20 protein-coding genes are annotated in these 24,487 nt (G+C 65.7%); 9 read left to right on the forward strand and 11 right to left on the reverse strand.

Translation table 11 applies throughout. The features are described from left to right. Positions 1–238: 238 nt before the first annotated feature. Both AC07YR_RS14680 and AC07YR_RS14685 read right to left on the reverse strand, forming a co-directional pair. Positions 239–814, reverse strand: coding sequence for a TetR/AcrR family transcriptional regulator (locus tag AC07YR_RS14680; protein ID WP_494734406.1), 576 nt, complete (start codon positions 812–814; stop codon positions 239–241). Between the two features lie 151 nt (positions 815–965). Beyond that, positions 966–2,267 (reverse strand): MFS transporter, encoded by a 1,302-nt coding sequence (locus tag AC07YR_RS14685; protein ID WP_494734407.1) that lies wholly within the window; start codon positions 2,265–2,267, stop codon positions 966–968. A gap of 99 nt (positions 2,268–2,366) precedes the next feature. On the opposite strand from AC07YR_RS14685, the gene rraA reads away from it, so the two are divergent. The 3 genes from rraA (at position 2,367) to AC07YR_RS14700 (ending at position 6,416) form a co-directional block, all read left to right on the forward strand. Then, complete coding sequence (gene rraA, locus AC07YR_RS14690; protein WP_494734408.1) at positions 2,367–2,903, forward strand: ribonuclease E activity regulator RraA; 537 nt, start codon at positions 2,367–2,369, stop codon at positions 2,901–2,903. A 108-nt stretch (positions 2,904–3,011) separates the two neighbouring features. After that, positions 3,012–4,664 (forward strand): MDR family MFS transporter, encoded by a 1,653-nt coding sequence (locus AC07YR_RS14695; protein ID WP_494734409.1) that lies wholly within the window; start codon positions 3,012–3,014, stop codon positions 4,662–4,664. Positions 4,665–4,976: 312 nt separating this feature from the next. Then, on the forward strand, positions 4,977–6,416 hold the full coding sequence (locus AC07YR_RS14700) for a sugar porter family MFS transporter (RefSeq protein ID WP_055799842.1): 1,440 nt from the start codon (positions 4,977–4,979) through the stop codon (positions 6,414–6,416). A gap of 112 nt (positions 6,417–6,528) precedes the next feature. On the opposite strand, the gene AC07YR_RS14705 is transcribed toward AC07YR_RS14700, so the two are convergent. The 4 genes from AC07YR_RS14705 to AC07YR_RS14720 all read right to left on the reverse strand — a co-directional run bounded on the left by AC07YR_RS14705 (position 6,529) and on the right by AC07YR_RS14720 (position 11,124). Then, positions 6,529–7,053, reverse strand: a complete 525-nt coding sequence (locus AC07YR_RS14705) for a GNAT family N-acetyltransferase (RefSeq protein ID WP_494734471.1) — start codon at positions 7,051–7,053, stop codon at positions 6,529–6,531. A 171-nt stretch (positions 7,054–7,224) separates the two neighbouring features. Further along, positions 7,225–8,379: a mannitol-1-phosphate 5-dehydrogenase gene (locus tag AC07YR_RS14710; RefSeq protein WP_494734410.1), complete on the reverse strand. Its 1,155-nt coding sequence runs from the start codon at positions 8,377–8,379 to the stop codon at positions 7,225–7,227. Next, entirely contained in the window at positions 8,379–10,340 is a 1,962-nt protein-coding gene (locus tag AC07YR_RS14715) for a PTS mannitol transporter subunit IICBA (protein ID WP_436059117.1), read from the reverse strand. The genes AC07YR_RS14710 and AC07YR_RS14715 overlap by 1 nt, the downstream gene beginning before the upstream one ends. Positions 10,341–10,398: 58 nt before the next feature. Further along, positions 10,399–11,124, reverse strand: coding sequence for a TetR/AcrR family transcriptional regulator (locus tag AC07YR_RS14720; protein ID WP_494734411.1), 726 nt, complete (start codon positions 11,122–11,124; stop codon positions 10,399–10,401). A gap of 162 nt (positions 11,125–11,286) precedes the next feature. Between AC07YR_RS14720 and ptsP the strand changes: the two genes are divergently transcribed. The 5 genes from ptsP (at position 11,287) to AC07YR_RS14745 (ending at position 15,541) form a co-directional block, all read left to right on the forward strand. Further along, on the forward strand, positions 11,287–12,972 hold the full coding sequence (gene ptsP, locus AC07YR_RS14725; RefSeq protein WP_055799854.1) for a phosphoenolpyruvate--protein phosphotransferase: 1,686 nt from the start codon (positions 11,287–11,289) through the stop codon (positions 12,970–12,972). Positions 12,973–13,009: 37 nt separating this feature from the next. Beyond that, a complete protein-coding gene (locus tag AC07YR_RS14730; protein WP_028271476.1) occupies positions 13,010–13,288 on the forward strand; it encodes an HPr family phosphocarrier protein in 279 nt (92 codons plus the stop codon). 60 nt (positions 13,289–13,348) lie between these two features. Continuing rightward, complete coding sequence (locus AC07YR_RS14735) at positions 13,349–13,744, forward strand: helix-turn-helix domain-containing protein (RefSeq protein WP_028271475.1); 396 nt, start codon at positions 13,349–13,351, stop codon at positions 13,742–13,744. Positions 13,745–13,869: 125 nt separating this feature from the next. Next, complete coding sequence (locus tag AC07YR_RS14740) at positions 13,870–14,043, forward strand: hypothetical protein (protein ID WP_494734412.1); 174 nt, start codon at positions 13,870–13,872, stop codon at positions 14,041–14,043. 148 nt (positions 14,044–14,191) lie between these two features. Then, a complete protein-coding gene (locus AC07YR_RS14745) occupies positions 14,192–15,541 on the forward strand; it encodes an FAD-binding protein (protein ID WP_494734413.1) in 1,350 nt (449 codons plus the stop codon). A 42-nt stretch (positions 15,542–15,583) separates the two neighbouring features. Here the strand turns inward: AC07YR_RS14745 and AC07YR_RS14750 are convergent, their stop codons facing one another. Further along, positions 15,584–16,804 (reverse strand): helix-turn-helix domain-containing protein, encoded by a 1,221-nt coding sequence (locus AC07YR_RS14750; RefSeq protein ID WP_494734414.1) that lies wholly within the window; start codon positions 16,802–16,804, stop codon positions 15,584–15,586. 235 nt (positions 16,805–17,039) lie between these two features. Between AC07YR_RS14750 and ald the strand changes: the two genes are divergently transcribed. Continuing rightward, positions 17,040–18,158, forward strand: a complete 1,119-nt coding sequence (ald, locus tag AC07YR_RS14755; protein WP_055799860.1) for an alanine dehydrogenase — start codon at positions 17,040–17,042, stop codon at positions 18,156–18,158. Positions 18,159–18,264: 106 nt separating this feature from the next. On the opposite strand, the gene AC07YR_RS14760 is transcribed toward ald, so the two are convergent. The 4 genes from AC07YR_RS14760 to AC07YR_RS14775 all read right to left on the reverse strand — a co-directional run bounded on the left by AC07YR_RS14760 (position 18,265) and on the right by AC07YR_RS14775 (position 24,487). Continuing rightward, on the reverse strand, positions 18,265–19,353 hold the full coding sequence (locus AC07YR_RS14760; RefSeq protein WP_494734415.1) for a Gfo/Idh/MocA family protein: 1,089 nt from the start codon (positions 19,351–19,353) through the stop codon (positions 18,265–18,267). A 120-nt stretch (positions 19,354–19,473) separates the two neighbouring features. Beyond that, positions 19,474–21,183: an ABC transporter family substrate-binding protein gene (locus AC07YR_RS14765; RefSeq protein WP_436059123.1), complete on the reverse strand. Its 1,710-nt coding sequence runs from the start codon at positions 21,181–21,183 to the stop codon at positions 19,474–19,476. Between the two features lie 53 nt (positions 21,184–21,236). Further along, positions 21,237–23,519: an ABC transporter ATP-binding protein gene (locus tag AC07YR_RS14770; protein WP_494734416.1), complete on the reverse strand. Its 2,283-nt coding sequence runs from the start codon at positions 23,517–23,519 to the stop codon at positions 21,237–21,239. Then, positions 23,516–24,487, reverse strand: coding sequence for an ABC transporter permease (locus tag AC07YR_RS14775; RefSeq protein ID WP_055799876.1), 972 nt, complete (start codon positions 24,485–24,487; stop codon positions 23,516–23,518). Before AC07YR_RS14775 ends, AC07YR_RS14770 begins: the two co-directional genes overlap by 4 nt.

Consider the following 24,487-nt stretch of genomic DNA (forward strand, 5'->3'; position numbering starts at 1 on the left):
GGCGGGACCGCGGTGAGGCTCCTGCAAGGTACGGGCTGCTAGCCACTCCGGTCCTGCAATGGTAAACAGACGCGCGGCGGCCGAATGGACACTGGGCCGACCAGTCACTGTGATAAAACGTTTATTCACTGGTTTACGTGATCCACGTCACAGGAATATGCCACCAAAAGCCTCGTATTGGTCTAGACCAGTTACGCGTCGCTACTGGAGAACGCTCTCCCCGCGGGCCCCTCGTGAACTAGCACCGGGTAAGAAGCGAGCAGGCTTTCTTCAGGTCTTCCTCGGCCTCGAACAGCGATAGCCGGCGGCAGCGGACTGCCTGCACCAGGCCGGAGACCGTCAGCAACAGCACACGGGACTTGGCGGCGTCCCCGCTTGCCACCGTCACGGCCTGCTCGGCAAGGGCGTCGATCTCCCGAAGGAGAACCGTGGTGTCCTTGTCCTTCAGGTAGACGCCCTTGCTCAGGCACTGCTCCACCGCCGGCTGCATCAGCCGCATGTGAAAAATCTCCATCACCACCCCCGCCAGGGAGTGCAGGCGGCTTCCGTCCGACTCCGGCCAGCTTCCCACCTGCAGTTCGCCCAACTGCTTCCGGTAGAGCCCCAGCATCAGGTGAGTGGGGGACGGAAAATACCGGTAAAGGGTACCCAGCGGAACGTTCGCCTTGTCCGCGACCTCGGACAGGCTCACGGAATCCAGCCCTTTCCGGGCAAATCCGGCGGCGGCATCCAGGATCCGGGCATAGCGGATCTGCTGTCTGGGCAGGGTCGGCGGCGCAGCCATGGGGGGAAGATCTGAATTGAGTTCAAGCATCAGCAGCGTTCCGGGAGTGGGTTTCGTACAGCGGTCAGGCGATCCCCATCAGAGCACTGCCGCAGCAATTCGAGTCCACTATACGGCACCGTTCTGGGCGCTTATTAGTCAAAACGGTGTGCTCCGCTGCGGCGCCGCGGAGCGGTTGACTTCAGGCCACGCCTTTGATCTTCACCACGAACACCGCGCCCAGCAGGCCGATCACTGCGGCCGCGGAAAACAGCGTGACGTAGCCGCCAAAGTACTGGATGGACAGGAAAGCGATCGCCGGCGCGAACACCTGCGGCAGGGAACTGGCAACGTTGATGACCCCCATGTCCTTGCCCCGGTCCGCCGCTTGCGGGAGCACCTGTGTCAGCAGCGCGAAGTCCACCGCCAGGTACGCCCCGAAGCCGATGCCCAGAACTGCGGCCCCGGCCAGGGCACCCGGCCAGACCGGGAAGAAGGCCATGATCAGTGCCGCCATGGCGATGGTGACCGAAGACCCGATAACGAACGGTTTGCGTTTGCCCACCCGGTCGCTCCATGGCCCTGCCAGCACCGCCGTAATCATCACCATTGCCGCGTAGATTCCGGTGAGGATCAGCACTCCGAGCGCCGGTTCCTCGTACCCGATGATGTCCCGGAGGAAGAACAGAAGGTACACGATAGTCAGCTGGTTTCCGACGTTCATCAGGAAGCGGGTCACCCAGGCCCAGGCGAAATCAGGGTGCCGGGCAGGGCTGATCCAGAAGCCCCTGGCGAAGGATTTCCACTGGAACGGCGGGCGGTCGGAAAGCGGCAACACGGGATCATTCCGGTGAAACAGGTAGGGCAGGATGGACAGCAGGAGCGCTGCGGCGCAAAGCCAGTACCCCACCATGTAGTTTCCTGAGACGACGGCACCGAAAACGGCGCCGAGAAGTATGCCCACCGTCTGGCCCATCGCTGCCAGGCCGCCGACGGTGGCCCGCTGCGGCACCGGCACGCGGTCCGGGACCGCCGCCGTAATGGCTGCGTAGGCTGCGTTGGCACCGAGCTGGACCAGGCACCAGAAAAGGACCATCAGTGCCACGGCCGTCGCGCCGGACATGGCCAGCAGCGCAGCAGTGCCCAGGATCGCGCCCGCCAGAACCCACGGGGCGCGCCTGCCGAAGCCGGAGACCGTGCGGTCGGACAAGGCCCCGAAGAGCGGGTTCGCGACCAACGAAACCGCCGCGCCGGCGCTGGTCACGAGGGACAGGATGGCTTCCTTGCTGGGCGCGTCGATGCTGATCGCCTGCTGGCCGATGAACACGTTGATGGGGCCAAAGAAGGCGGCGTTGATCCCGACATTGACCAGCACAAGTCCCGTCACCCACCGCGCGGTGACCCTGCGCTCCGGTTCGGCGAGCGCCGCCGTCGTACGTCCCCCCGGGGATGCGGCAGCGGCGGAAGGATCCGGGACGTGCCCCGGCAGATCGGAAAGGCTCATTGCGGCTCCCCAAGGAACTGATGATAGATGTCGAATCAGACTATCGTGGGCATCACAGCCCGCACGCGGGTTGTCCACAGCCAGTTCCAAGGAGGACCAATGACCGCTTCCCCCGCAGACACCCCCGAAACCCGCGACACGGCAGGCAAGGCAGGCCTCATCGCGAGCCGCAGCATCAACACGGCAGACCTCTACGACGAACGGGGCGAGGAACTCGATTCCATCGCGCTGCAGTTCCAGTCGCTGGGCGGACTCTCCCACTTCAGCGGACCGGTCCGCACCATCCGGTGCCTTGAGGACAACGCCCTCGTGAAGTCCACCCTGGGAACTCCGGGCGAGGGTGCCGTGCTGGTGGTGGACGGCGCCGGATCCCTGCGAACGGCCCTGATGGGGGACATGATCGCGGCGAGCGCGGTCGCCAACGGCTGGGCCGGCGTCGTCATCAACGGGGCAGTCCGCGACCGTGAGGTCCTGGCCGACCTGCCGCTCGGCGTCAAGGCGCTGGGCAGCAATCCGCGCAAGAGCGCGAAGGAAGGCGCCGGCGAAACGGATGTGGAACTGGAGATCGACGGCGTCGCGGTGCGCCCGGGCGCCATGATCTGGTGCGACCCGGACGGAATCCTGGTGGAGCGCTGAAAAGTTAATTCCTCATTTCGGCGGGGCAGGGGAACAAATCTCAAAGTAAGATAGTTACTGAAAGCAACTATCACGCTTGATTCCCTTTTCTTTGTATATGGAGCAGTCATGTCCAAAACCGCCGCCGGGCCCGTAGCCGGGGACGTCCTGACGAAACGTCAGACCATCACAGTGATGGTGGGTCTTATGCTCGGCATGTTCCTTTCCTCGCTGGACCAGACCATCGTGTCCACGTCGATCTACACCATCGCCAACGACCTCGACGGGCTCTCCCTGCAGGCCTGGGCCACCACCGCGTACCTCATCACCTCCACGGTGAGCACCCCGCTGTACGGCAAGCTCAGCGACATCTTCGGACGGCGGCCGCTCTACCTGGCCGCGATCGTGATCTTCCTGGCCGGCTCCCTGTACGCCGGGTCGGTGCATTCCATGACCGAGCTGGCCATCGCCCGCGGCATCCAGGGCATGGGCGCCGGCGGCCTGCTGGCCCTCGCGCTGACCATCATCGGCGACATTGTGGCCCTGAAGGACCGGGCCAAGTTCCAGGGCTACTTCATGTCCGTCTTCGGCATCTCCTCCGTCCTCGGCCCGGTGGTGGGCGGCGCCTTCGCCGGGTCCGCCAACATCCTGGGCTTCGACGGCTGGCGCTGGGTGTTCTTCATCAACCTGCCCATCGGACTCGCCGCGCTGGCCGTAGTGTTCCTCTACCTGCACCTGCCTGCCAAGCACGTCAAGCAGAAGATCGACTACTGGGGTGCGGCCGCCATCACGCTGGCCATCGTTCCGCTGCTCCTGGTGGCCGAACAGGGCCGCAGCTGGGGCTGGACCTCGGCGGCTTCCCTCCTCTGCATCGGGCTGGGCGTCGTGGGCATCGTCGCGTTCCTGCTGGCCGAGAAGCGCGCCGGCGACTACGCCCTGATTCCGCTCCGCCTGTTCCGGAACCTGACGTTCGGCCTGTCCTCGCTGCTGAACTTCATCATCGGCATCGGCATGTTCGGCGCCATCGCCATGCTCCCGATGTACCTCCAGCTGGTCAAGGGCCTCACCCCCACCGAGGCCGGCCTGATGATGATCACCTTCACCGTGGGCATCCTCACCGGCTCCATCACCGCCGGGCGGACCATCTCGGCGTCGGGCACCTACCGGATCTTCCCCGTCATGGGGACGGCCGTGCTGACCGCAGCCGCCGTCGTTATGGGCTTCTCGCTGGGCGTCGACACCGGGCTCTGGGTTCCGGGCGTCATCGCCGTGTTCTTCGGACTGGGCCTGGGCTTCTGCATGCAGCCGCTCACGCTGGCCATGCAGGTTTCCGTCCCGCCGAAGGACATGGGCGTGGGCACCTCCTCCGCCGCGTTTTTCCGGTCGATGGGCGGCGCAGTGGGCACCGCCGTCTTCATCTCCATGCTGTTCAGCATGGCCGCGGACCGCATCGCCACGGGCATGAAGGACGCCATGCAGAACGCCGACTACCTGAAGGTCCTGAAGGATCCCGCCGTGGCCGCCGACCCCGCCAACGCCAAGCTCTACGAGTTCTTCCAGAACGGGGCCACCAACGATTCCCTCAACGACACGAGCTGGCTGCACACCGCCAATCCCGTGCTCACCCGGCCCATCACCGAGGGCTTCGCGCAGTCGATCGACGCCGTGATGCTCACCGCCGCAGTACTCACCGGCATAGCCTTCCTGATCAGCTTCGCGCTGCCGAACAAAAAGCTGACGGACCCGAAGGCTGCTTCGAAGGAAGCGGTGGCCGCACACTAACCACCTCGCGTCCGTTGAATACGTCACGGCAGGCAGTCTTTTGGACTGCCTGCCGTTTCGTTTCCCCGGAAATCCGGGACAACACGGCGCCTGGCCCGGCAAAAGCCTGCGCTGCCTGACGCGCCGGAGTCAGACCGGGACACGACGACGGCGGAAGCACCCGCCGTCGTCGTCCCTCCTTCCCTAAGTGGAACCTCACAGCGTGAAGTGGCACACTGTTTAGCGCGTGTGCGCCGGCCAACAGGGCCGGTTCCGTGGTCAACGATGTCCGCACAGCCAAAACCCAACGCGTCAAAAGCCCAAGGGAGATCCATGTCCACATCCAGCACTGAAGGCCGCCCTGGCGTTCCCCGCAAGGTGATCGGCCTCGCAATCGCGGGAGCAGTGGGAGGGTTCCTCTTCGGCTTCGATTCCTCCGTTGTCAACGGCGCCGTAGATGCCATCAAGGGCGAATTCGCCCTGAGCGAGGCCGTCACCGGCTTCGCCGTGGCCGTCGCCCTCCTGGGCTGTGCCGCCGGCGCCTACCTTGCGGGCAAGGTGGCCGACAAGTACGGCCGCATTCCCGCCATGAAGCTCGGCGCCATCCTGTTCCTGGTGAGCGCCGCCGGCACCGGCTTCGCGTTCGGCGTCTGGGACCTGATCTTCTGGCGACTGGTGGGCGGGCTCGGCATCGGCCTGGCCTCGGTCATTGCCCCGGCGTACATCTCCGAGATCTCGCCCCGGCACGTCCGCGGCAGGCTCGCATCGCTCCAGCAGCTGGCCATCACCACCGGTATTTTTGCCGCCTTGCTCTCCGACGCCGTGTTCGCCAATTCAGCCGGCGGCGCGGATGAGCCGCTCTGGCTCGGCATCGACGCGTGGCGGTGGATGTTCCTCGCCGGCGCCGTGCCCGCGGTTGTGTACGGCTGGATCGCGTACACCCTGCCGGAATCCCCGCGCTTCCTGGTCTTTAAGGGCAAGGAGGACGAGGCACGCAAGGTGTTCCAGACCATCGCCCCGTCCGAGGACACCGACCGCCACATCCGCGAAATCCAGTCCGCCATCGAGGAAGACAAGCTCGCAGGCCAGAAGGGCTCGCTCCGCGGCAAGGTGTTCGGACTGCAGGCCGTGGTGTGGATCGGCATCACCCTGTCCGTGCTGCAGCAGTTCGTCGGCATCAACGTGATCTTCTACTACTCCACCACGCTGTGGAAGGCCGTGGGCTTCCAGGAGAAGGACTCGCTCACCATCTCCGTGGCCACGTCCGTCACCAACATCCTGGTCACGCTGGTGGCCATCGCGCTAGTGGACCGGATCGGCCGGCGCCCCATCCTGCTGGCGGGATCCGTGGGCATGGCGGTTTCGCTGGGTGCCATGGCCCTGGCCTTCGCCTCAGCCACCGGCTCGGGCGAAGAGATTTCACTGCCCGGCGCCTGGGGACCCGTTGCCCTGGTGGCCGCGAACGTCTTTGTGATCAGCTTCGGCGCCTCCTGGGGCCCGCTGGTGTGGGTTCTGCTGGGAGAGATCTTCCCGTCCCGGATCCGCGCCCGCGCCCTTGGCCTCGCCGCGGCAGCACAGTGGATCGCCAACTTCGCCATCACACTGAGCTTCCCCGTAATGGCGGCAGGTTCGCTGCCGCTCACGTACGCCATGTACGCCCTGTTCGCGGCGGCATCGTTCTTCTTCGTCATGTTCAAGGTGCCGGAGACCAACGGCATGTCCCTGGAGCAGGCGGAGACGCTGTTCGTGCCGAAGGGGACCGTCAAGGTCTAGGCTCCGACCTCCGTACAAAAGCGCCGGCACCGAGCTCGGCACACCGCGCGAGCGGACAGATAAGGCCCACGTTCATGGAGAACGCGGGCCTTATCTGTATCTTCGCCCGGAACTAGAGCGTGAGTTTCATGCCCTCATGGCTGGCGGCGAACCCCAGGCGTTCGTAGAAGCGGTGGGCGTCCTTGCGCGACTTGTCGGTGGTGAGCTGCATCAGGGCGCAACCCCGGCGGCGTGACTCCTCCGCGGCCCAGAGGACCATGGCGGCCCCGATCCCGAGGCCACGCAGTCGCGCTGACACCCGGACGGCTTCGAGCTGGCTGCGCCAGGCACCGCGGCGGGAGAGGCCGGGGAGAAAGCTCAGCTGGAACGTGGCGACAACTGCCCCGGCCTGCGCCCCCGTCTCCACGAGCTCGCCAACGACCAGAAGGTGGGCAGGATCGCCGTCGATCGCCTCGAAGGCACGCTCGTACGGAGCCATCTCCGAAATATCCTCCCGGGTTGCGCCCAACTGGTCGTCCGCCAGGAGCCCGAGTATTTGGGGCAGGTCTGCCTGTGTGGCGTGGCGGAGGCGGAAGGTCCCGCCGTCGACGTCGAGGGTGAGCAGGGCGGGCGGGTCATGTTGCTCTGAAGTCACCAGCCCAGCCTGCCACAGCCAACGCTCTCTCACCTTTCGCGCGGAAACCACAGACGCTCTCTCACCTGGCGTACAGAGGTGAGAGAGCGTCTGCGAAAACCGGACCGGATCTGAGAGAGGGTCGCCGAAAAACCGACGGAAAGTGAGAGAGCGTCGGGCCCTGGGAAGTGCGCGCTAGACCTTGGCTTCCGCCTTGACCTCTTCCACCAGGGCCTCCACAGCCGCGAAGAGCGGGTGATCGGCGGTCAGGCCGGTCACCTTTTCCGTGGCTTCCGCAGCCGTGGACGATGCGACGATCTGCGCCAGCTCGGCAGCTTCGGCGTCTGCGGGGTCGTTGAAGCGCAGCGCAGCCGCAATGGCCCCCAGCAGCGCCTCGGGCACGATTCCGCGTTCGGCCAGCTCCGCCGCGGGGCCGATGAACCGCTCGTGCCGGCTGAGTTTGCGCAGCGGCGCCCGCCCCACCCGATTCACGGTATCCGGCAAGTGCGGGTTGGTGAACCGGCCAAGGATCTTCTCGACGTAGGCTTCCTGCTCCTCGCGGTTGAAGCCGTGCTTGTGGATCAGCAGCTCTTTGGTTTCGTCCAGGACGGCACGCACGTCGGCGGCGACGTCCTGGTCCGCCATGGCCTCGGAGATCTTGCCGAGCCCTGCCTCGAACCCGAAGTAGGCAGCTGAAGCGTGGCCGGTGTTGACCGTGAACAGCTTCCGCTCAATGTACGGCTCCAGGTTGTCCACAAACGTGGCACCCGGAATGACCGGCGCATTGTCCCCGAAGGGCGTGCGGTCGATGACCCACTCATAGAACGTCTCCACCGTGACATCCAGGCCCTTGCCCGGCTCCTGGTTGGGGACGATCCGGTCAACGGCCGTGTTGGCAAACACGGCCGCGGCCTCGAGCGATCCGGCGGCGGCGTCCCACTGCGCCGCGACTTCGTCGCGCAGGATGTCGGTGGCGTTGATGGCGTTCTCGCACGCCATCACCTGCAGCGGAGCCAGCCCTGCTGCCCTGGCGGCGATGCCCTTGGCAATCACCGGCGCCACGAACTTCAGGATGTGCGGCCCCACAGCGGTGGTGACCACATCCGCCGTCGCGATTTCCGCCACGACGTCCGCCTCCTGGGTTCCCGAGTTGAGCGCCCGGAAGTTGTCCACGGTACGGACCGTGGGGTTGTCCCCCACTTCGTGGACGTCATAGCTGTCCGCGGCGGCGAGCTGCGAGATCAGCTCCTCCGCGACGTCGGCGAACACGAGCTCGTAGCCTGCCTGGTGCAGCAGCAGGCCCACAAAGCCCCGGCCGATGTTCCCGGCCCCAAAATGAACAGCCTTCACTATGCGTTGACCTTTCCGAACAGTTCCAGCACTTCGTCCACCGTGGTGGCCGCCTCAAGCTGTGCCACCTGGGCCTTGTTGGTGAAGACCTTGGCGATGGAAGACAGGATCTGCAGGTGCTCGTTGTTGATGCCGGCAACGCCCACCACGAACTTGACCTCCTTGCCGTTCCAGTCGATGCCGTTCGGGTAACGGATCACCGAAACCGCGGACTTCATGATGTGGTCCTTGGCGGCGTTGGTGCCGTGCGGAATGGCCAGGAAGCTGCCCATATAGGTGGACACGGATTCCTCACGTTCGTGCATGGCGTCGATGTAGCCGCTGTCCACGGCGCCGCGGTCCAGCAGCAGCCGGCCCGCTTCGTCGATGGCGGCGTCACGGGTGGTGGCCGTGCCGTTGAGGATCACGCTGTCGGCCACCAGGATGTCCGACGGCGGTGCGGCTTCAGCAGCTGCCGGGGCGGCGGCCGCGGCAACTGGCGCCGCAGCTGCGTCAGCCGTTCCTTCGGTGTTGCTGCTCTTGACCAGCTCCACGATCTCGTCGTATCGGGGGCTGTTCATGAAGTTGTCCACGGATACGTGCACGGCGCTGGCTGTAGCCGGCTTGGCCCGTTCGGTCAGGTCCTGGTGGGTGATGACCACGTCGTAGGTGTCGCTCAGGTTGGCAATCGCGGAGTTGGTGACCTTGACGTCGGGGAAGCCGGCCGCCTTGATCTTGTTCCGCAGCACCGAAGCGCCCATGGCACTCGAGCCCATGCCGGCGTCGCAGGCAAACACGATGTTCTTGATGGGTCCTGCCATCACGGTGGTGGTTGCCCCCGCACCGGTCAGGGTCGAGGAGATGGAGCTCTTCTTGCCCTTCATGGCTTCCATCCGGGAGGTGGCGGCGCCCAGGCTGTCCTCCTCGGTTTCACCGACGGGAGTCTTGCTGGCCTTCAGGATCACCGATGCGATGAGGAAGGACACTGTGGCGGCGAGCAGCACGGACAGTGCAACCCCGAAGTAGCTGTCGCTGGCGGTCGCGGCGAAGACGGCGAGGATGCTGCCCGGGGCTGCCGGGGAGCGCAGGCCGGCGCCGGTGAGCACCAGGGTGAAGATGCCGGTCATGCCGCCGCCGATTGCGGCGAGGATGATGATGGGCTTCATCAGCACGAATGGGAAGTAGATTTCGTGGATGCCGCCGACGAACTGGATCAGGGCGGCACCGGGGGCTGACGCCTTGGCCAGGCCCTTGCCGAAGATCATGTAGGCAAGCAGGATGCCCACGCCGGGGCCGGGGTTGGCTTCGAGCAGGAACAAGATGGACTTGCCGTTTTGCAGGGCTTGTTCCGTGCCGAGGGGCGTCAGGATGCCGTGGTTGACGGCGTTGTTCAGGAACAGCACCTTGGCCGGTTCGATGAAGATGCTGGTGAACGGCAGCAGGCCGTTGGTGACGAGCCATTCGACGACGGCGCTGGCGCCGTTGCTGAAGGCCTTCACCACCGGACCGATCACAAGCATGCCGAAGATGGCCAGGGCCGCTGCCACGATGCCTGCGGTGAAGTTGTCGATCAACATCTCAAAGCCCGGCTTGACCCGGCCTTCCCAGACCTTGTCCAGCTTCTTCATGATCCATGCGGTCAGCGGGCCCATGATCATGGCGCCGATGAACATGGGGATGTCCGTACCGACGATCACACCCATGGTCGCGGCAGCGCCAACAACGCCGCCGCGGACGCCGTGGACCATGCGGCCGCCGGTGTAGCCGATGAGAAGCGGAAGCAGGTAGGTGATCATCGGGCCAACAAGCTTGGCCAGTTCCTCATTGGGAGTGAAGCCCGCCGGAATGAAGAAGGCCGTGACGATGCCCCAGGCGATGAAGGCGCCGATGTTGGGCATGATCATTCCGGACAGGAACGTCCCGAATTTCTGGACGCCAACCCGCAGGCTGGTGCGGGGTTTTGCAACTGTCTCTGTTGCCATGTGATTTCCTAACCGTGATTCCTGCTGCACCGCAGGATGGTCCGATATTTTCGACGACTTAGCTGGTGGAACTGGTGGAGATCCGGTGGAGCCATTCGAGAAAGAGCTTGAGTTCCGAGCTGGAGAGCTGATCCGAGTGCGACGCCTGAAGCGCGGCGTTCAGGGCGATTGCTGCCACCACGACCGACGACTTCCCGGAGTCTTCCGGAGTGCCGCTGGCCTGCTCCGCGGACACCGCGAAAATCATGGCGTCGCGGGTCATGGTGGATAGTTCAAGGTTGCGTTCCGCAGCAGGCTCCGCAATCAGCATGAGCGTCACACCCACGTTCGCCGCCAGGATGCTCCTGGCCGCCTCACGCGGCTGGACGTTCAGCTGCCCCGCCACCGCGGCCTTGTTCAGCATTTCCTCCATGAGGGCCTCGGCATCGGCGACGATGGCCGGACGGCTCTCAGGGCGAATGTTGCCAAACATGACCAGGTAGAGTTCCGGCTGGTTCAGCCCGAACTGGACATGGTTGTCCCACATCCGCCGGATATCTTCCAGCGGCTGGCCGGACGGCGCGAAATCGCGTTCACCGGCAACGTACTCTTCGAACCCCGCCGCGACGACGGCGTCGAACAGCCCTTCCTTGTCACCGAAGTGGTGATAAAGCGTGGGCGCCGAAACCCCGGCCAGCTGGGTGATCTGGCGGGTTGAAACGGCCCCGCCCGCCGAATTGGCCAGTAGCTCGGCGGCTGCACGCAGCAGCCGAACTTTGGGCGGAAGCTGGCCATCGAAACTCATAACCGCTACCCTAGCACCTATAGCAACGCTATATGAAGTGCATCACATACAATTTTTTCAGGCACCGCAAACGCCGTCCGACGTAGCCGTTGCGACGGTCCGGGCAACCGCCCGGCAAACGAACGGCGGGGCCTGCTTACCGGCAGAGAATGAGGACCTTCAGTGCAGAACTTCCCAGGAGTAGGCGTCAGCCCCGGCCGCATCATCGGCACCATCCGCCAAATGCCCAAGCCCATCAGCGAACCGCCTGCGGGAGAGCAATTGCCCGCAGGAGTCACGGCCGAGGACGCCACCGCCGCCCTCAAGACGGCGTCCCAGGCCGTGCACGACGAACTGAAGGCACGCGCCGCCCACGCCACGGGTGACGGCAAGGCAGTCCTGGAAGCCACGGCACTGATGGCCAAGGACACCATGCTGATCAAGGGCGCGGCCAAACTGGTTGCCCGCGGCGTCTCGAGTGAGCGCGCCATCTGGGAGTCCGGCTCCTCCGTTTCTGAAATGCTTCACAACCTGGGCGGCTACATGGCCGAGCGCGCCACCGACGTCCTGGACGTGCGGGCCCGGATCGTCGCCGAGCTGCGCGGCGTGCCCGCCCCCGGAATCCCCGCCTCCAACACGCCGTTCGTCCTGGTGGCCGAAGACCTGGCGCCGGCCGACACCGCCACCCTGGACCCGAACAAGGTGCTGGCACTCGTCACGGCGGGCGGCGGACCCCAGTCGCATACAGCCATCATCGCCCGCTCGCTTGGCCTGCCGGCCGTTGTGGCGGCAGTCGGTGTGGACCAGCTCCCGGACGGCATGGAAGTCTACGTGGACGGCGCGGCCGGCACCATCACGGCCGAGCCCGACGAATCCCTGCGTGCCGCGGCCGAAGCATGGGCGGCCACCGCGTCCCTGCTCGCCGAATTCAGCGGCACGGGCGCGACGGCGGACGGGCACCTGGTGCCTCTCCTCGCCAACGTCGGCGGCGGCAAGGATGCCGAAGCGGCCGCGAAACTGGGCGCGCAGGGCGTAGGACTCTTCCGCACCGAATTCTGCTTCCTGGAACGGGACACCGAGCCCTCCGTGGAAGAGCAGGCCGCGGCCTATAAGAGCGTCTTCGATGCGTTCCCGGGCAAGAAGGTTGTCCTGCGGACGCTCGATGCCGGCGCCGACAAGCCGCTGCCGTTCCTGACCGACTCCACCGAGCCCAACCCCGCCCTGGGCGTCCGCGGCTACCGCACGGACTTCACCACGCCCGGCGTCCTGGACCGCCAGCTGGAAGCCATCGCCCTGGCCGAGAAGCAGTCCGAAGCTGACGTGTGGGTCATGGCCCCGATGATCTCCACAGCGGAAGAGGCCGCGCGCTTTGCCTCCATGTGCGCCGACGCCGGGATCAAGACACCCGGCGTGATGGTGGAGGTCCCCTCTGCCGCACTGACCGCCGAAGCCATCCTGCGCGAGGTGGGCTTCGCCAGCCTGGGCACGAACGACCTCACGCAGTACGCCATGGCCGCCGACCGGCAGCTCGGCCCGCTGGCCGCACTGAACACTCCTTGGCAGCCCGCCGTGCTGCGCCTCGTCGGCCTTACCGTGGAAGGCTCGCGCGCCGAAGGCCACAACAAACCCGTGGGCGTCTGCGGCGAAGCGGCAGCGGATCCCGCCCTCGCCGTCGTGCTGACCGGACTGGGCGTTTCCACGCTGTCCATGACCGCACGCTCTCTGGCGGCCGTGGCCGCCGTGCTCAAGACCGTCACGCTGGCCGAAGCGCAGGACCTGGCCAAACTGGCGCTGTCCGCACCGAGCGCCACCGAAGCCCGGGCCTGGGTGCGCGAAAAGCTGCCCGTCCTCAACGAACTCGGCCTCTAACGGCCGCCGCCCACCCATAACCCCTTCAGGAGAAGCAATGCCAGAACGTACCGCAACCATCGCCAGCCGCTCCGGCCTGCACGCCCGCCCGGCCGCGCTCTTCGCCGAGGCGGCCGGCAATGCCGGCGTCGACGTCACCATTTCCATGCAGGGTGAGCCGGCGGACGAAGCCCTCGACGCCGCCAGCATCCTTTCGCTCATGACGCTGGGGGCGGCCAAGGGGGACGTCGTGGTGCTGCGGGCCGACGGCGACGGCGCGGACCAGGCGCTGGATTCTTTGGTCGCGCTCCTGGAGACGGACCTCGACGCCGAATAGCGCCGCCGGTTCCCAGATCACCTTACAAGCCGGCTCGCGCGGGGGCGCTAGGATTTCCGCATGGCACTGATTGCTCCCCGCGTGACCGCCGGGCTCCCCGGCGATGAAGCCCTGAAGCTGAAGCACGCCCTCAACGACAGCCACGACATCACGGTGTTTGTGGACGGCACGGTCCACCGGCTGCCGCCCCAGGCGCGGGACGCCGTCGTGGATCTCCTGAGCCGCTTCAGCCGCGGCGAAGCCGTCACGGTCAGCAGCGTTGAGGAAATGCTGACCACATCCCAGGCCGCTGAACTCGCCGGGATTTCGCACACGTACCTTCGCAATATGACGGACCGCGGGGAAATTCCCGTCGAGTACCGCGGCACGCACCGGCGGATCAGGCTTGCGGCCGTCATGGAATGGCTGGAAACGCAGAAGAAGGCCAAGGCGGCCGGCCCCGACGAGCGGGTTTGATGTAGCGCCGGACGCAATTTGTGAAGCAGTGATAAGGATCAAGCAACGATCCCCGTTCTTCGCCAAAACGCCGCAAAGGCCGGGGTTACCCTTTATTCGTGGGTAAGTTCAGAGGGTGGCATATTGTGGCGGGGTTCGCCGCCATGCTGCTGACTGCCGCCCTCGGAAGGGTCATGGGACTGAATGAAACGGCCGCTTTTACGGCGAGCTGCGTGGCCTTCGTCGCGGTCTCCAAGGGCCTGGAAAGCCACCTTGCCCGCCGTCGCCGCGAAGCTGCCGAGCGCGACGGCGGGTCGTAACGGCCGGGCGTAGCGGCCAAACCCCGCGCCGCATTCCAGCCCACGTCTGAACGGTGGATGGCCATTGACACCGGGCTGGCCCTCTCACCAGAATTGTTAGCGATAACACAACCGCCGATGGACGTTGGTCCGGCGCGAAAGGGATGCGATGCGCACTGAGGCCAGCGAACTGCCCGGACTGGACAGCCACACAGTCAGCTCCACCATGACCCGCGGCGCCGCGCCCGAACTGAACTGGGCCGGCAATTACCGCTACACGGCGGCTGCCATCCACCGCCCCCGCACTCTCGAGGAAGTCCAGGACGTGGTGGCTGGCGCCGCGAAGGTCCGCGCACTCGGCTCCCGGCACTCCTTCAACGACATCGCCGACTCCCCCGGATCCCTGATTTCCCTGGAAGACCTGGACCCGGCCATCCGCATCGACGCCGCCACGCGCACCGTCACGGTATCCGGCGGGACCCGCTACGGCACGCTCGCGGAAAAGCTGGAGACAAACGGCTTTGCACTGCCCAACCTCGCCTCCCTTCCGCACATCTCCGTGGCCGGCGCCATCGCAACCGCTACCCACGGTTCCGGGGATGCCAACGGAAACCTGGCAACCTCCGTCGCAGCGCTGGAAATCGTGGCAGCGGACGGAACCGTCCACCAACTCAGCCGGGGCGACTCGCCCGACTTTGACGGCGCCGTCGTGGGCCTCGGCGCACTGGGCGTGGTCACTAAGGTGACCCTGGACATCGAACCCACGTTCATGGTCCGGCAGGACGTCTTTGAAGCGCTTCCGTGGGAGATGGTGCTGGAGAATTTCGACGCCGCCACCTCCAGCGCCTACAGCGTCAGCCTGTTTACGGACTGGAGCGGGAACGCCCTCGCGCAGGCCTGGCTGAAGAGCCGCGTGTCGGGTGCTGAAGCGGCCGGAGTTGGCCTGCCGGCGCACCGCGGCGACACGTTCTTCGGCGGCACGCGCGCCACGGTTGCCAGGCACCCGTTGCCCGGGGTCTCGGCCGAAAACTGCACCGAACAGCTCGGAGTCCCCGGGCCATGGTCGGAGCGCCTGGCGCACTTCCGGATGGCGTTCACGCCCAGCAGCGGCGAGGAACTCCAGAGCGAGTTCTTTGTCCGCCGCGAGGACGCCGTGGCCGCCATTGCGGAACTGCGCGCCCTCTCGGACCGGATCACGCCGCTGCTGCTCGTATCCGAAATCCGCACCGTGGCAGCCGACAGGCTCTGGCTCAGCACGGCTTACGGCCAGGATTCAGTGGGGTTCCACTTCACCTGGAAGCAGCGGCAGGCCGAAGTGGAGGAGGTGCTCCCGGTGATGGAGGAGGCACTTGCACCGTTCAACGCCCGGCCGCACTGGGGCAAGCTGTTCCACGCGGGCGCCGACTCGCTCGCCGGGCTCTACCCGCGCTTTGGCGACTTCACGGACCTTGCCGAGCGGATGGACCCGGAGCACAAATTCCGCAACGAATTCCTGGCGCGGAAGGTCTTCGGCGGGTAGGGCGTGGGAGCTGGACTGGCGCTCGTCCACATCCGTAATCGCCTAGATCCGAGGCCGCCCGGACCAGCGGCGTGCCTTAAGCGCCGCGTGGAGTTCCAGCCGGACCATGCCCTTGAGCGGATCCACGCCGAGTACCTGCCGGATGCGGCCCAGCCGGTTGTAGATGCTGCTCCGGTGCAGGTGCAGCTTGGTGGCGACGTCCTGCACGGACCCGTCGTTGTCGTACAAAAGTTCCAGGACGGGGAGCAGCTCGCCGTTGCGGTCGTGGTCTTCGAGGATGCGCGAGTAGACGGAGCCGGCGTCGGCCCATGCCCCGGCGCCGCCCCCGGCCGAAGCCAGCAGCTGGTAGACGCCCGTGGCCCGGCAGTCCACCAGCTCGCCCAGCTGGGGGTCCACGGCGGCGGCCTGGGCAGCCTGCCTGGACTGGGCGTACGCGTCCGCCAGTTCGCGCGGCTTGGCGAAGCCTTCGCTCGTGCCGAGGATGATCCGGCGCACCGGCCGGCCGGACCGTTTGGCGAGTTCAAGCTGGTAGTGCACCAGCACCTGCGCGTGGGCCGCACGCCCGGTGGATTCCCGGAACAGGACCACCGCGTGTGTTTCCGTGCCTGCGCTGAACAGCGCCGCGTCCACGCCAATGGTGGCCTGCAGCGCCGCGGAGCGATGGATCAGGGTTGAGGCGATGGGATCGGATCCCTCCGCCCAGCCGTCGGCGTCGAGCACCGTGACCAGCTGCCACGGACCGCGCCCCTGCACTTCCTTCCACCCGCCCACGGCGGCCACCGCGTTGGCTTCGCCACGGCATGCACTCAGGAACTCCTGCTCCCTGCGGCGCCTGAATTCCGATTCAGCGGTGTTCGACTCGAGGAGAAGTCCGGACAGCAGCTCCAGTTCGTCCCGGACGCCGGGCAGCTGGGTGAGGATCGCCGTCGCGCTTTGGTCTTCGACGTCCTGCTGCACCCACAGGTAGCCCACGCGGAAGCCGCGTACCAGCAGCGGGACGCAGACGCGTCCGAGCATGCCCAGCTCCTCGTTGGCGGGGACGACGACGGGACGCACCGCCGTCGCGATCCCGTGCGAGAGCTGCCACGCCTTTACATCCGCCGGCACGCGCTTACTGAGCAGGAAGTTCACGCGGACGCGGTCCGCGTGCGACTGGTTGGAGCTGTAGGCGAGCAGGACGCCGTCGAGATCCTCCAGCGAAAGTCCACGGCCGAGCTTCTCGGCCACCTGCTCAACGAGCTGTTCCACATCCTGCTGGTGCATGGTGCCACCTTACTGCCCGGCGCCGCCGGAACGTGAACGGACACCAGGCGACACCTGACGCTTCACCGCTCGACAGATGTCTAGGTAGTGAGTCGGAAAACCCCTGAAATAAGCGGAAGTTGCCTTATCCGAACGACGGCGTCGTGTCGGCTACCTCACATGCGGATTTATTCTGGAAGTACCAGATTCCCCGCACGTCCGGCCCACAAAGCCCACCAACAATGGAGCCCAAGAAATGATCATCGGCGTCCCCAAAGAGATCAAGAACAACGAATTCCGCGTGGCCATCACCGCTGCCGGAGTCCACGAATTCCGCACCCACGGCCACACCGTGCTGGTGGAACGCGGCGCAGGCCTGGGCTCCGGAATCACTGACGAGGAATACGCCATCGCCGGCGCCGAAATCGTCATCGAGGCAGATGACGTGTGGGCCCGCGCTGACATGGTCATGAAGGTCAAGGAGCCCATTGCTGCGGAATACCACCGCTTCCGCAAGGGCCTGATCCTCTTCACCTACCTCCACCTGGCCGCCGAGCCGGAACTCACCGCCGAGCTCATCAACTCCGGCGTCACCGCGATCGCCTACGAAACCGTCCAGGAAGGCCGCACCCTGCCCCTCCTGGCCCCGATGTCAGAAGTTGCCGGCCGCCTGTCCGTCCAGGTGGGCGCCACCTCGCTGATGGCACCCGCCGGCGGCAAGGGCGTGCTGCTGGGCGGCGTCCCGGGCGTCCGCCCGGCCAAGGTCGTTGTGCTCGGTGCGGGCGTGGCCGGCACCAACGCCGCCGCCATGGCCCTGGGCCTCGGCGCCGACGTCACCATCCTGGACATCAACATCAACCGCCTCCGCGAACTCGACGCCCAGTACCAGGGCCGGCTGAAGACGGTCGCGTCCAACAAGTACGAAATCGAAAAGTCCGTCGTCGACGCGGACCTCGTGATCGGCTCCGTGCTGATCCCGGGGGCCAAGGCACCCAAGCTGGTCACCAACGAACTCGTGTCCCGGATGAAGCCCGGCTCCGTCCTCGTGGACATCGCCGTGGACCAGGGTGGCTGCTTCGAAGACACCCACCCCACAACGCACCAGGAACCCACGTACAAGGTCCACAACACCATCTTCTACTGCGTGGCCAACATGCCCGGCGCCGTTCCCAACACGTCCACGTACGCACTCACGAACGTGACCCTGCGCTACGGCGTGGCCCTCGCCAACCTCGGCGTAAAGGCCGCGTTCGAGAAGGACCCCGCACTGGCCGCCGGCCTCAACATTGCCGCCGGCCACGTGGCGCACCACTCGGTCTCCGAAGCGCACAACCTGCCGCTCGTAGCCGACTGGCACGAACTGGTCTCTGCATAGTCCTTAGTTCGTCCCGCTGCGCTGGACGACACACATCCTCGGCGTGCTCGCTCCTTCGTCGCTTAGACGCACGCTGCCGGATGTCTGTCGTTCAGCGCAGTTTTGGTTAAGCTCTATGCGTCGCCATTTCGCGTGCCTTTTCTATTAATTTCAGGACCTCAATGGGGCCTGCAGGGTCTACTGGCAACGGCAGGGGCGAGCCGGTGCCGCCGTCGTGGATTTTGTCCGCGAGGAGCCGGTAAAACTCCGGGTAGGCGCCGCGTTCGGTGGGCAGGCGGTCCAGGTGGCCGTCGCGGCCCAGGAGCCCCGCCCAGTCCTTGTCCTCGACGCCGTATTCGGGGTCGAGCGGGCTGCCGCCGGCCACAATGTACGGCTCCTGCGGATCGATGCCGTGCTTGGTGAAGCCGCCCTCGGAGCCCAGGAGCCGGTAACGGGGTCCCTGCTGGGCGCAGAGCATGTTCATCCAGAGGTGGCTGACTACGCCTGAATCATGCTGCAGCGCCACGAACACGTCATCGTCGGTCTTTTCGCCCGGCCGCCGGGCCCGGAGTTCCGCGTGCGCCACCGTCGCCGGGCCGAACAGCTGCAGCGATTGGTCGATGAGGTGGGTTCCGAGGTCGAAGAGCACCCCGCCCCCGTCGTCCGCCGTGGCTTCCGCTTTCCAGGCCTTCGAGACCTCCGGGGACCAACGTTCGAACCGCGACTCGAACCGGGTCACGCTGCCCAGCACGCCGCCTTCCAGCAAGCCCTTCACCGTCAGGTAGTCGCCGTCCCACCGGCGGTTCTGGAACACGGTCAGCACCCGCCCCAGCCGGGCGGCAAGCTCCAGGAGTTCCTGCCCCTCGGCGCTGCGCACCGCGAAGGGCTTGTCAACGACGACGTCGAGTCCCGCCTCCAGCGCGGCCTTCGCCAGCGGGTAGTGGGTGGCCGGCGGCGTCCCGAGGACCATCAGGTCAAGGTCATCGGCCAGCGCCAGGATGTCGGCCGGGGTGTTTACGAGCCGTGCGGCAGGGTAGCTGCCGGACGCATCGGCCTGCCGGCCGGCGTCGGACGTTGAAATAACGTCCAGGGAATATGACGGATTGGCGGCGATCAGAGGCGCGTGGAACACGCGGCCGGACAGGCCGAAGCCGGCGACCGCCGTCCGGATCGCGGGCTTGCTCGGGCCGGTGCCGGGAGTTGCTTCTGTGCTCATGGTTCCAACGCTACCCCCGCACGCCCGGAGGGGACGGCGAAGGCCGGCACCCCGCGTGAAGAGTTCGTGTGAACAGATCACGGGGATGCCGGCCCCGGCGTTACTACTGTCAGGCTGCTGTTACTTCTTTTCCCAGCCGAGCGTGGTCCAGTCCGGAACCTGGGACAGGCTCTTGAACAGGGACGGGCCGTAGTTGGCCAGGCCGGTGCGGACGAAGGAGATCTGCGGCCCGTTCATCACGACGCCCATGGAGAAGTACTTGGCCATGTGCTTCTTTTCAACTTCCATGGCTGCCTTGTTGCGCTCGGCGTTGTCCTCAATGCTGCTGAGCGCCTTGATCTCGGCATCCAGCTCGGCGTCGCCCAGTTCGTTCTCGTTGGTTTTGGAGTCGTAGAACTGCTTGACGGCGTCCGTTGCGTCAGCACCCACGGTGTAGCCGGAGACGCTCAGGAAGAAGTCGCGGCTGCCCAAGACCTTGCCGAAGTCGGCAGAGGCGCGCTGGTCGATTCCCACGTCCATGCCGCCGGCCTGGAGCTGCTTCTGCAGGGTCTGCACGAACGCCAGGGTGGTGGGGTCGTCACCGAAGTTGCTGATCTTGAAGGCGGCCGGAACGCCGTCCTTCTCCATGATGCCCGCGGCATTGGGCTTGTAGCCGGCATCGGTCAGCACCTTCTTGGCTGCCTCTGCACCGGATTCCGTGGCCGGGTAGTTGTCCTGATAGTACTTGGAGAACGGCAGCAGCATCATGGAACCGGAGCTGGTTTCTTCCCAGTTCAGCCCGTTGAAGCGGACCTTGCGCAGGGCTTCGCGGTCTACGGCGGTGAAGATTGCCTTACGGATGGCGACGTCCGTGAGCGGAGCCTTCTGCGCGTTGAGGTTCAGGCCGCCGGCGAACAGCCGCTGGCCGCGGCGGATCTCGGAATCCTTGGTGCCGTCCAGCTGCTTGTACGGGGTGATGGTGTTCGCGGAAACGCCGTCAATCTCGCCGTTCTTGAAGGCGGCGATAGCGGCGCTGCTCTCCAGCTGGCGGAACACCACCTTGTCGAGGACGGGCTTGGTGCCCCACCATTTGTCGTTCTGCGCCAGGGTCACAGTCTTGGCGGCACTGTCGTACTTGTCCAGCTTGAAGGGTCCTGCCATCCACTCCGGGTGCATGTCGCCGGTGAAACCGGTGTTGAAGATCTCGGGAGTGTTCACGGCCGGGTGGATCAGTCCGGTGAAGAGGGCATCCAGCGGGTAGACGGGCTGGGTGGTGGTGACCACCACTTCCTTGTCACTGGAACCGGCCTTGACGGAGTCAACGAACTCGTAGGCGCCGGAGCTGACGATGTCGATGTCCTTGTTTTCGCCCTTGAGCATGTTCCAGGTGTTCTGGAAGGCCTTGACGTCGATCGGCGTGCCGTCGTTGTACGCGGCTTTCTCGTTCACCTTGATGGTGATGGTCTGCTTGCCGTCTTTGACTTCGCTCTTGACGTCCTCGCAGAAGTCCTTGTTCGGAGTCGCCGTACCGTCGAAGTCGAAGTTCCAGCAGCCCCAGGTGCCGGCCTGGTCGATGGGGCGGTGCAGTGCGGTGTTGTCCGCGCTGTTGCCGTTGTTGGAGAAGCCGTTGAAGTCCGGACCGATGTTGCCCAGCGGAAGCGTCACGGTGCCGCCGGGTTCCAGGTCCTTGGCATCCTTGGCGTTTATGCTGATCAGCTTGGTGAGGTCACTGCCGGCGTCCTGGCCCTTGCCTGCGTCGGGACCCTTGGGAGTCCCGCCTCCGCCACAGCCGGTGAGCGCGAGCGCTGCCGCTACAGCGGCCACCCCGCCAATCTTGGTCAGATTCTTCATTGTTTTCCCTTCATTTTTTGGTGCGAGAGTTGGTGCTTTGGGGATCGGACAAGTTAGGGGCTGTCGTGGACAACTAGCATTTCCGCGTCGAGTTCACCGTCCGGGAAGAAGCAGGCGAACTGTTGGTCGGCGTCCTGGGCTAACGCCCGGGCCGCCCCGGCCGGGGACGCTTGCGGAGACGCGGTCTGCGGAGAAGCGACCGGTTCCAGCGGCGGCTCTAGGGTGAGGCATTTTTCCTGCTTCGCCGCGGGGAGCGCGGCAAACACCGGGCAGCGGGTGGCGAAGTTGCAGCCCTTTGGCGCATCAAGCGGCGATGGGAGGTCTCCTTGCAGGATGATGCGTTCGCGGGTTCGTTCCAGCTGCGGGTCGGGCACCGGGATCGCGGACAGGAGTGCCCGGGTGTAGGGGTGGCGCGGGTTGTCGAACACGTTGTCCACGTCGCCAATTTCCACGATCTTGCCCAGGTACATCACTGCCACCCGGTTGGAGATGTGCCGCACCACGGACAGGTCGTGGGCCACCATGAGGTAGCTCAGGCCGAGTTCAGCGCGGAGCTTGTCCAGGAGGTTGATCACGCCGGCTTGAACGGAGACGTCCAGGGCGGACACGGGTTCGTCGAGGACCACCAGCTTGGGGTTCACGGCAAGCGCGCGGGCGATACCGATGCGCTGCCGCTGGCCGCCGGAGAACTGGTTGGGGAACCGGTTGACGTGGTCCGGCTGGAGGCCCACCAGTTCCATCAGTTCCATGATCCGCTTCCGGATCGCGGGCTTGTCCATGCCGGCGTTTTCGAGCGGCTCGGACAGGACCTCAAAGACGGTGAAGCGCGGGTCCAGTGCCCCGGTGGGATCCTGGAACACCATCTGGAGTTCCTTGCGCATGGCGGTTTTCGTCCTGTCGTCGGAGGCCGCCTTGTTGCTCAGCCCGCCGATGGTCACCTCGCCGTCCTGGTCCTTGTGGAACTCCATGATTTCCAGCAGCGTGGTGGTTTTCCCGCAGCCGGATTCACCCACGATGGAGAAACATTCGCCCTCGCGGATATCGAAGCTCAGCCCGTCCACGGCCTTCACGGTTCCGATCCGGCGCTTGATGAGCGAGCCCTTCAGGAGCGGGAAGTGCTTCCTGACGTCCCTCAGTTCCAGGACTTTCCTGCGCTCAAGCCGCGGGACGGCATCGAAACGGGAGACCGGTACGGCCGGGGCGTGGAAGATCTCGTGGACATCCACTTCGGCACCCAGTGAGTCGGTCTTGATGCAGGCCGCCTTGTGGGCGCCGCTGCCGGCAATGCCGTTTCCCGCTCCCCTCGGGCCGCTGACCGGCCACAGCTCCGGTTCCCCCTGCAGGCAGGAGTCGCTCACGAGCGGGCAGCGCGGGGCGAAGGAGCATCCGGTGGGCTCGTGGATCAGGTTCGGCGGGATGCCCTCGATGGGCACCAGGGAGGCCTTTTCCGCAATGTCCACGCGCGGCACCGCACCCAGCAGTCCCATGGTGTATGGCATCCGCGGGCTGTAGTAGATGTCGTCCACGCTGCCGGTCTCCACCGGCTTTCCCGCGTACATCACCATGATGTCGTCCGCCATGCCGGCCACCACGCCAAGATCGTGCGTAATCATCACGACGGCGGCGCCGGTCTCCTCCTGCGCTGTGTGCAGCACCTCAAGGACCTGCGCCTGGATGGTGACGTCCAGCGCCGTCGTCGGCTCATCCGCGATGAGCACGCGCGGGTTGTTGGCGATCGCGATCGCGATCATGACGCGCTGGCGCATGCCGCCGGAAAACTCGTGCGGGAACGCCTTCAGGCGGTCCTTCGGGCTGGGGATGCCCACCATGCCGAGAAGTTCGACGGCGCGGGCTTCCTTGGCCTGTTTGCTCATCTTCGGGTGGTGGACCGTTAGTGCCTCGATGATCTGGTGGCCAACCGTGTACACCGGGGTCAGGGAGGAGAGCGGGTCCTGGAAGACCATGGCGATGTCGTTGCCGCGGTACCGGCACATGGCCTTGTCGCTGAGTCCCAGCAGTTCCTTGCCGTTCAACCTCACTGACCCGCTGATTTCGGCGGTGGTGGGCAGCAGGCCCATGATGGCCAGGGAGGTCACGGATTTGCCCGAACCGGACTCGCCCACGATGCCGAGCGTCTTGCCCGGCAGGAGGTCGAAGTCGACGCCGCGGACGGCGTGGACCACGCCGTTCTCCGAGTTGAACCGGACGTTCAGGTCCCGGACCGAGAGGACGGCGCCCGCCGGGGCATCACCTGCGGCATGCAGCCCGGCGACGTGCAGGCGCTCCGCCACGGAATCGGCGGGGCGCTCTGTGCTGGCGGTGGTTTCGCGGCTCATTTGTTCCTCTTCCGTGCAGTCTTCTTGGCGCTGCCAACGGAGCTGGAGCTGGGATCGAAGGCATCGCGCAGGCCGTCATTCATCATGGCCAGCGAACCGGTCAACAGGAACATCACCACGAGCGGAACCCAGAACATCCAAGGGAACGTCTGGACCTGGGAGGTTGCCTGGTTGATGAGGACGCCGAGGCTGACATCAGGGACCTTGATGCCGATGCCGATGAAGGAGAACGCGACTTCGGCCAGTATGGCGCCGGTGACGCCGCGGGTGACGTCCAGGACCAGCAGCGATCCGATGTTGGGGACCAGGTGCCGCCAGACGATCCGGCGGGCCGGGATGCCCATGTACTGGGCGGCCTTGACGAAGTCCCGCTGCATGAGCGACATCGAAAGGGAGCGGATCAGGCGGGCGGTGCCCATCCAGCTGAAGACCAGGAGCACGATGATCAGCAGAAGCCAGCTGGGCAAGTTTTCCCGGAGCCCGTTGCCGCCGCCGCTGGTGGCGACCGCCACGACCAGCAGTGCCGGCATCATGATGAGGGCCTCGAGGACGAAGAGCATGACCTTGTCCACTTTGCCGCCGAAGTAGGCCATGGTGCAGCCGTAGACGGCGGCGATCAGCACCGAGACCAGGCCGACCACCAGGCCGATGAGGATGGAGATCCGGGTGCCTTCAACCATCAGGGCGTAGAGGTCGATGCCGGCCTGGGACGTACCCAGGAGGTGTTCACCGGACGGCGGCATGCCAATGTTGAAGGGGTCGATGGTTTCTTTGTCCCAGGGGGAGAGGAAACCGCCCACGAAGGAGAAGACCGTGAGGGCGAGGAAGATGACCAGGCCGGCCACGGCTGTCTTGTTCCGCAGGAAGCGCCGCAGGATGATCGCGGACTTGGCGATCACGACGTCGTCGTTCTCTATCCTTGCTTCCTCGGCAACGGCGGCGGGGTCGATCGCGTTCAGGTTGGTCAT

It is taken from the genome of Arthrobacter sp. GW460-12-1-14-TSB2, from assembly GCF_059423525.1.

Coding starts and splice junctions, on each gene's coding strand:
- AC07YR_RS14745 (WP_494734413.1), top strand. CDS start 14,192: ATGCGCACTGAGGCCAGCGAACTGCCCGGACTGGACAGCCACACAGTC.
- AC07YR_RS14765 (WP_436059123.1), bottom strand. CDS start 21,183: ATGAAGAATCTGACCAAGATTGGCGGGGTGGCCGCTGTAGCGGCAGCG.
- AC07YR_RS14680 (WP_494734406.1), bottom strand. CDS start 814: ATGCTTGAACTCAATTCAGATCTTCCCCCCATGGCTGCGCCGCCGACC.
- AC07YR_RS14685 (WP_494734407.1), bottom strand. CDS start 2,267: ATGAGCCTTTCCGATCTGCCGGGGCACGTCCCGGATCCTTCCGCCGCT.
- AC07YR_RS14715 (WP_436059117.1), bottom strand. CDS start 10,340: ATGGCAACAGAGACAGTTGCAAAACCCCGCACCAGCCTGCGGGTTGGC.
- AC07YR_RS14700 (WP_055799842.1), top strand. CDS start 4,977: ATGTCCACATCCAGCACTGAAGGCCGCCCTGGCGTTCCCCGCAAGGTG.
- AC07YR_RS14735 (WP_028271475.1), top strand. CDS start 13,349: ATGGCACTGATTGCTCCCCGCGTGACCGCCGGGCTCCCCGGCGATGAA.
- ald (WP_055799860.1), top strand. CDS start 17,040: ATGATCATCGGCGTCCCCAAAGAGATCAAGAACAACGAATTCCGCGTG.
- AC07YR_RS14695 (WP_494734409.1), top strand. CDS start 3,012: ATGTCCAAAACCGCCGCCGGGCCCGTAGCCGGGGACGTCCTGACGAAA.
- AC07YR_RS14775 (WP_055799876.1), bottom strand. CDS start 24,487: ATGACCAACCTGAACGCGATCGACCCCGCCGCCGTTGCCGAGGAAGCA.
- rraA (WP_494734408.1), top strand. CDS start 2,367: ATGACCGCTTCCCCCGCAGACACCCCCGAAACCCGCGACACGGCAGGC.
- AC07YR_RS14760 (WP_494734415.1), bottom strand. CDS start 19,353: ATGAGCACAGAAGCAACTCCCGGCACCGGCCCGAGCAAGCCCGCGATC.
- AC07YR_RS14720 (WP_494734411.1), bottom strand. CDS start 11,124: ATGAGTTTCGATGGCCAGCTTCCGCCCAAAGTTCGGCTGCTGCGTGCA.
- AC07YR_RS14750 (WP_494734414.1), bottom strand. CDS start 16,804: ATGCACCAGCAGGATGTGGAACAGCTCGTTGAGCAGGTGGCCGAGAAG.
- AC07YR_RS14730 (WP_028271476.1), top strand. CDS start 13,010: ATGCCAGAACGTACCGCAACCATCGCCAGCCGCTCCGGCCTGCACGCC.
- AC07YR_RS14770 (WP_494734416.1), bottom strand. CDS start 23,519: ATGAGCCGCGAAACCACCGCCAGCACAGAGCGCCCCGCCGATTCCGTG.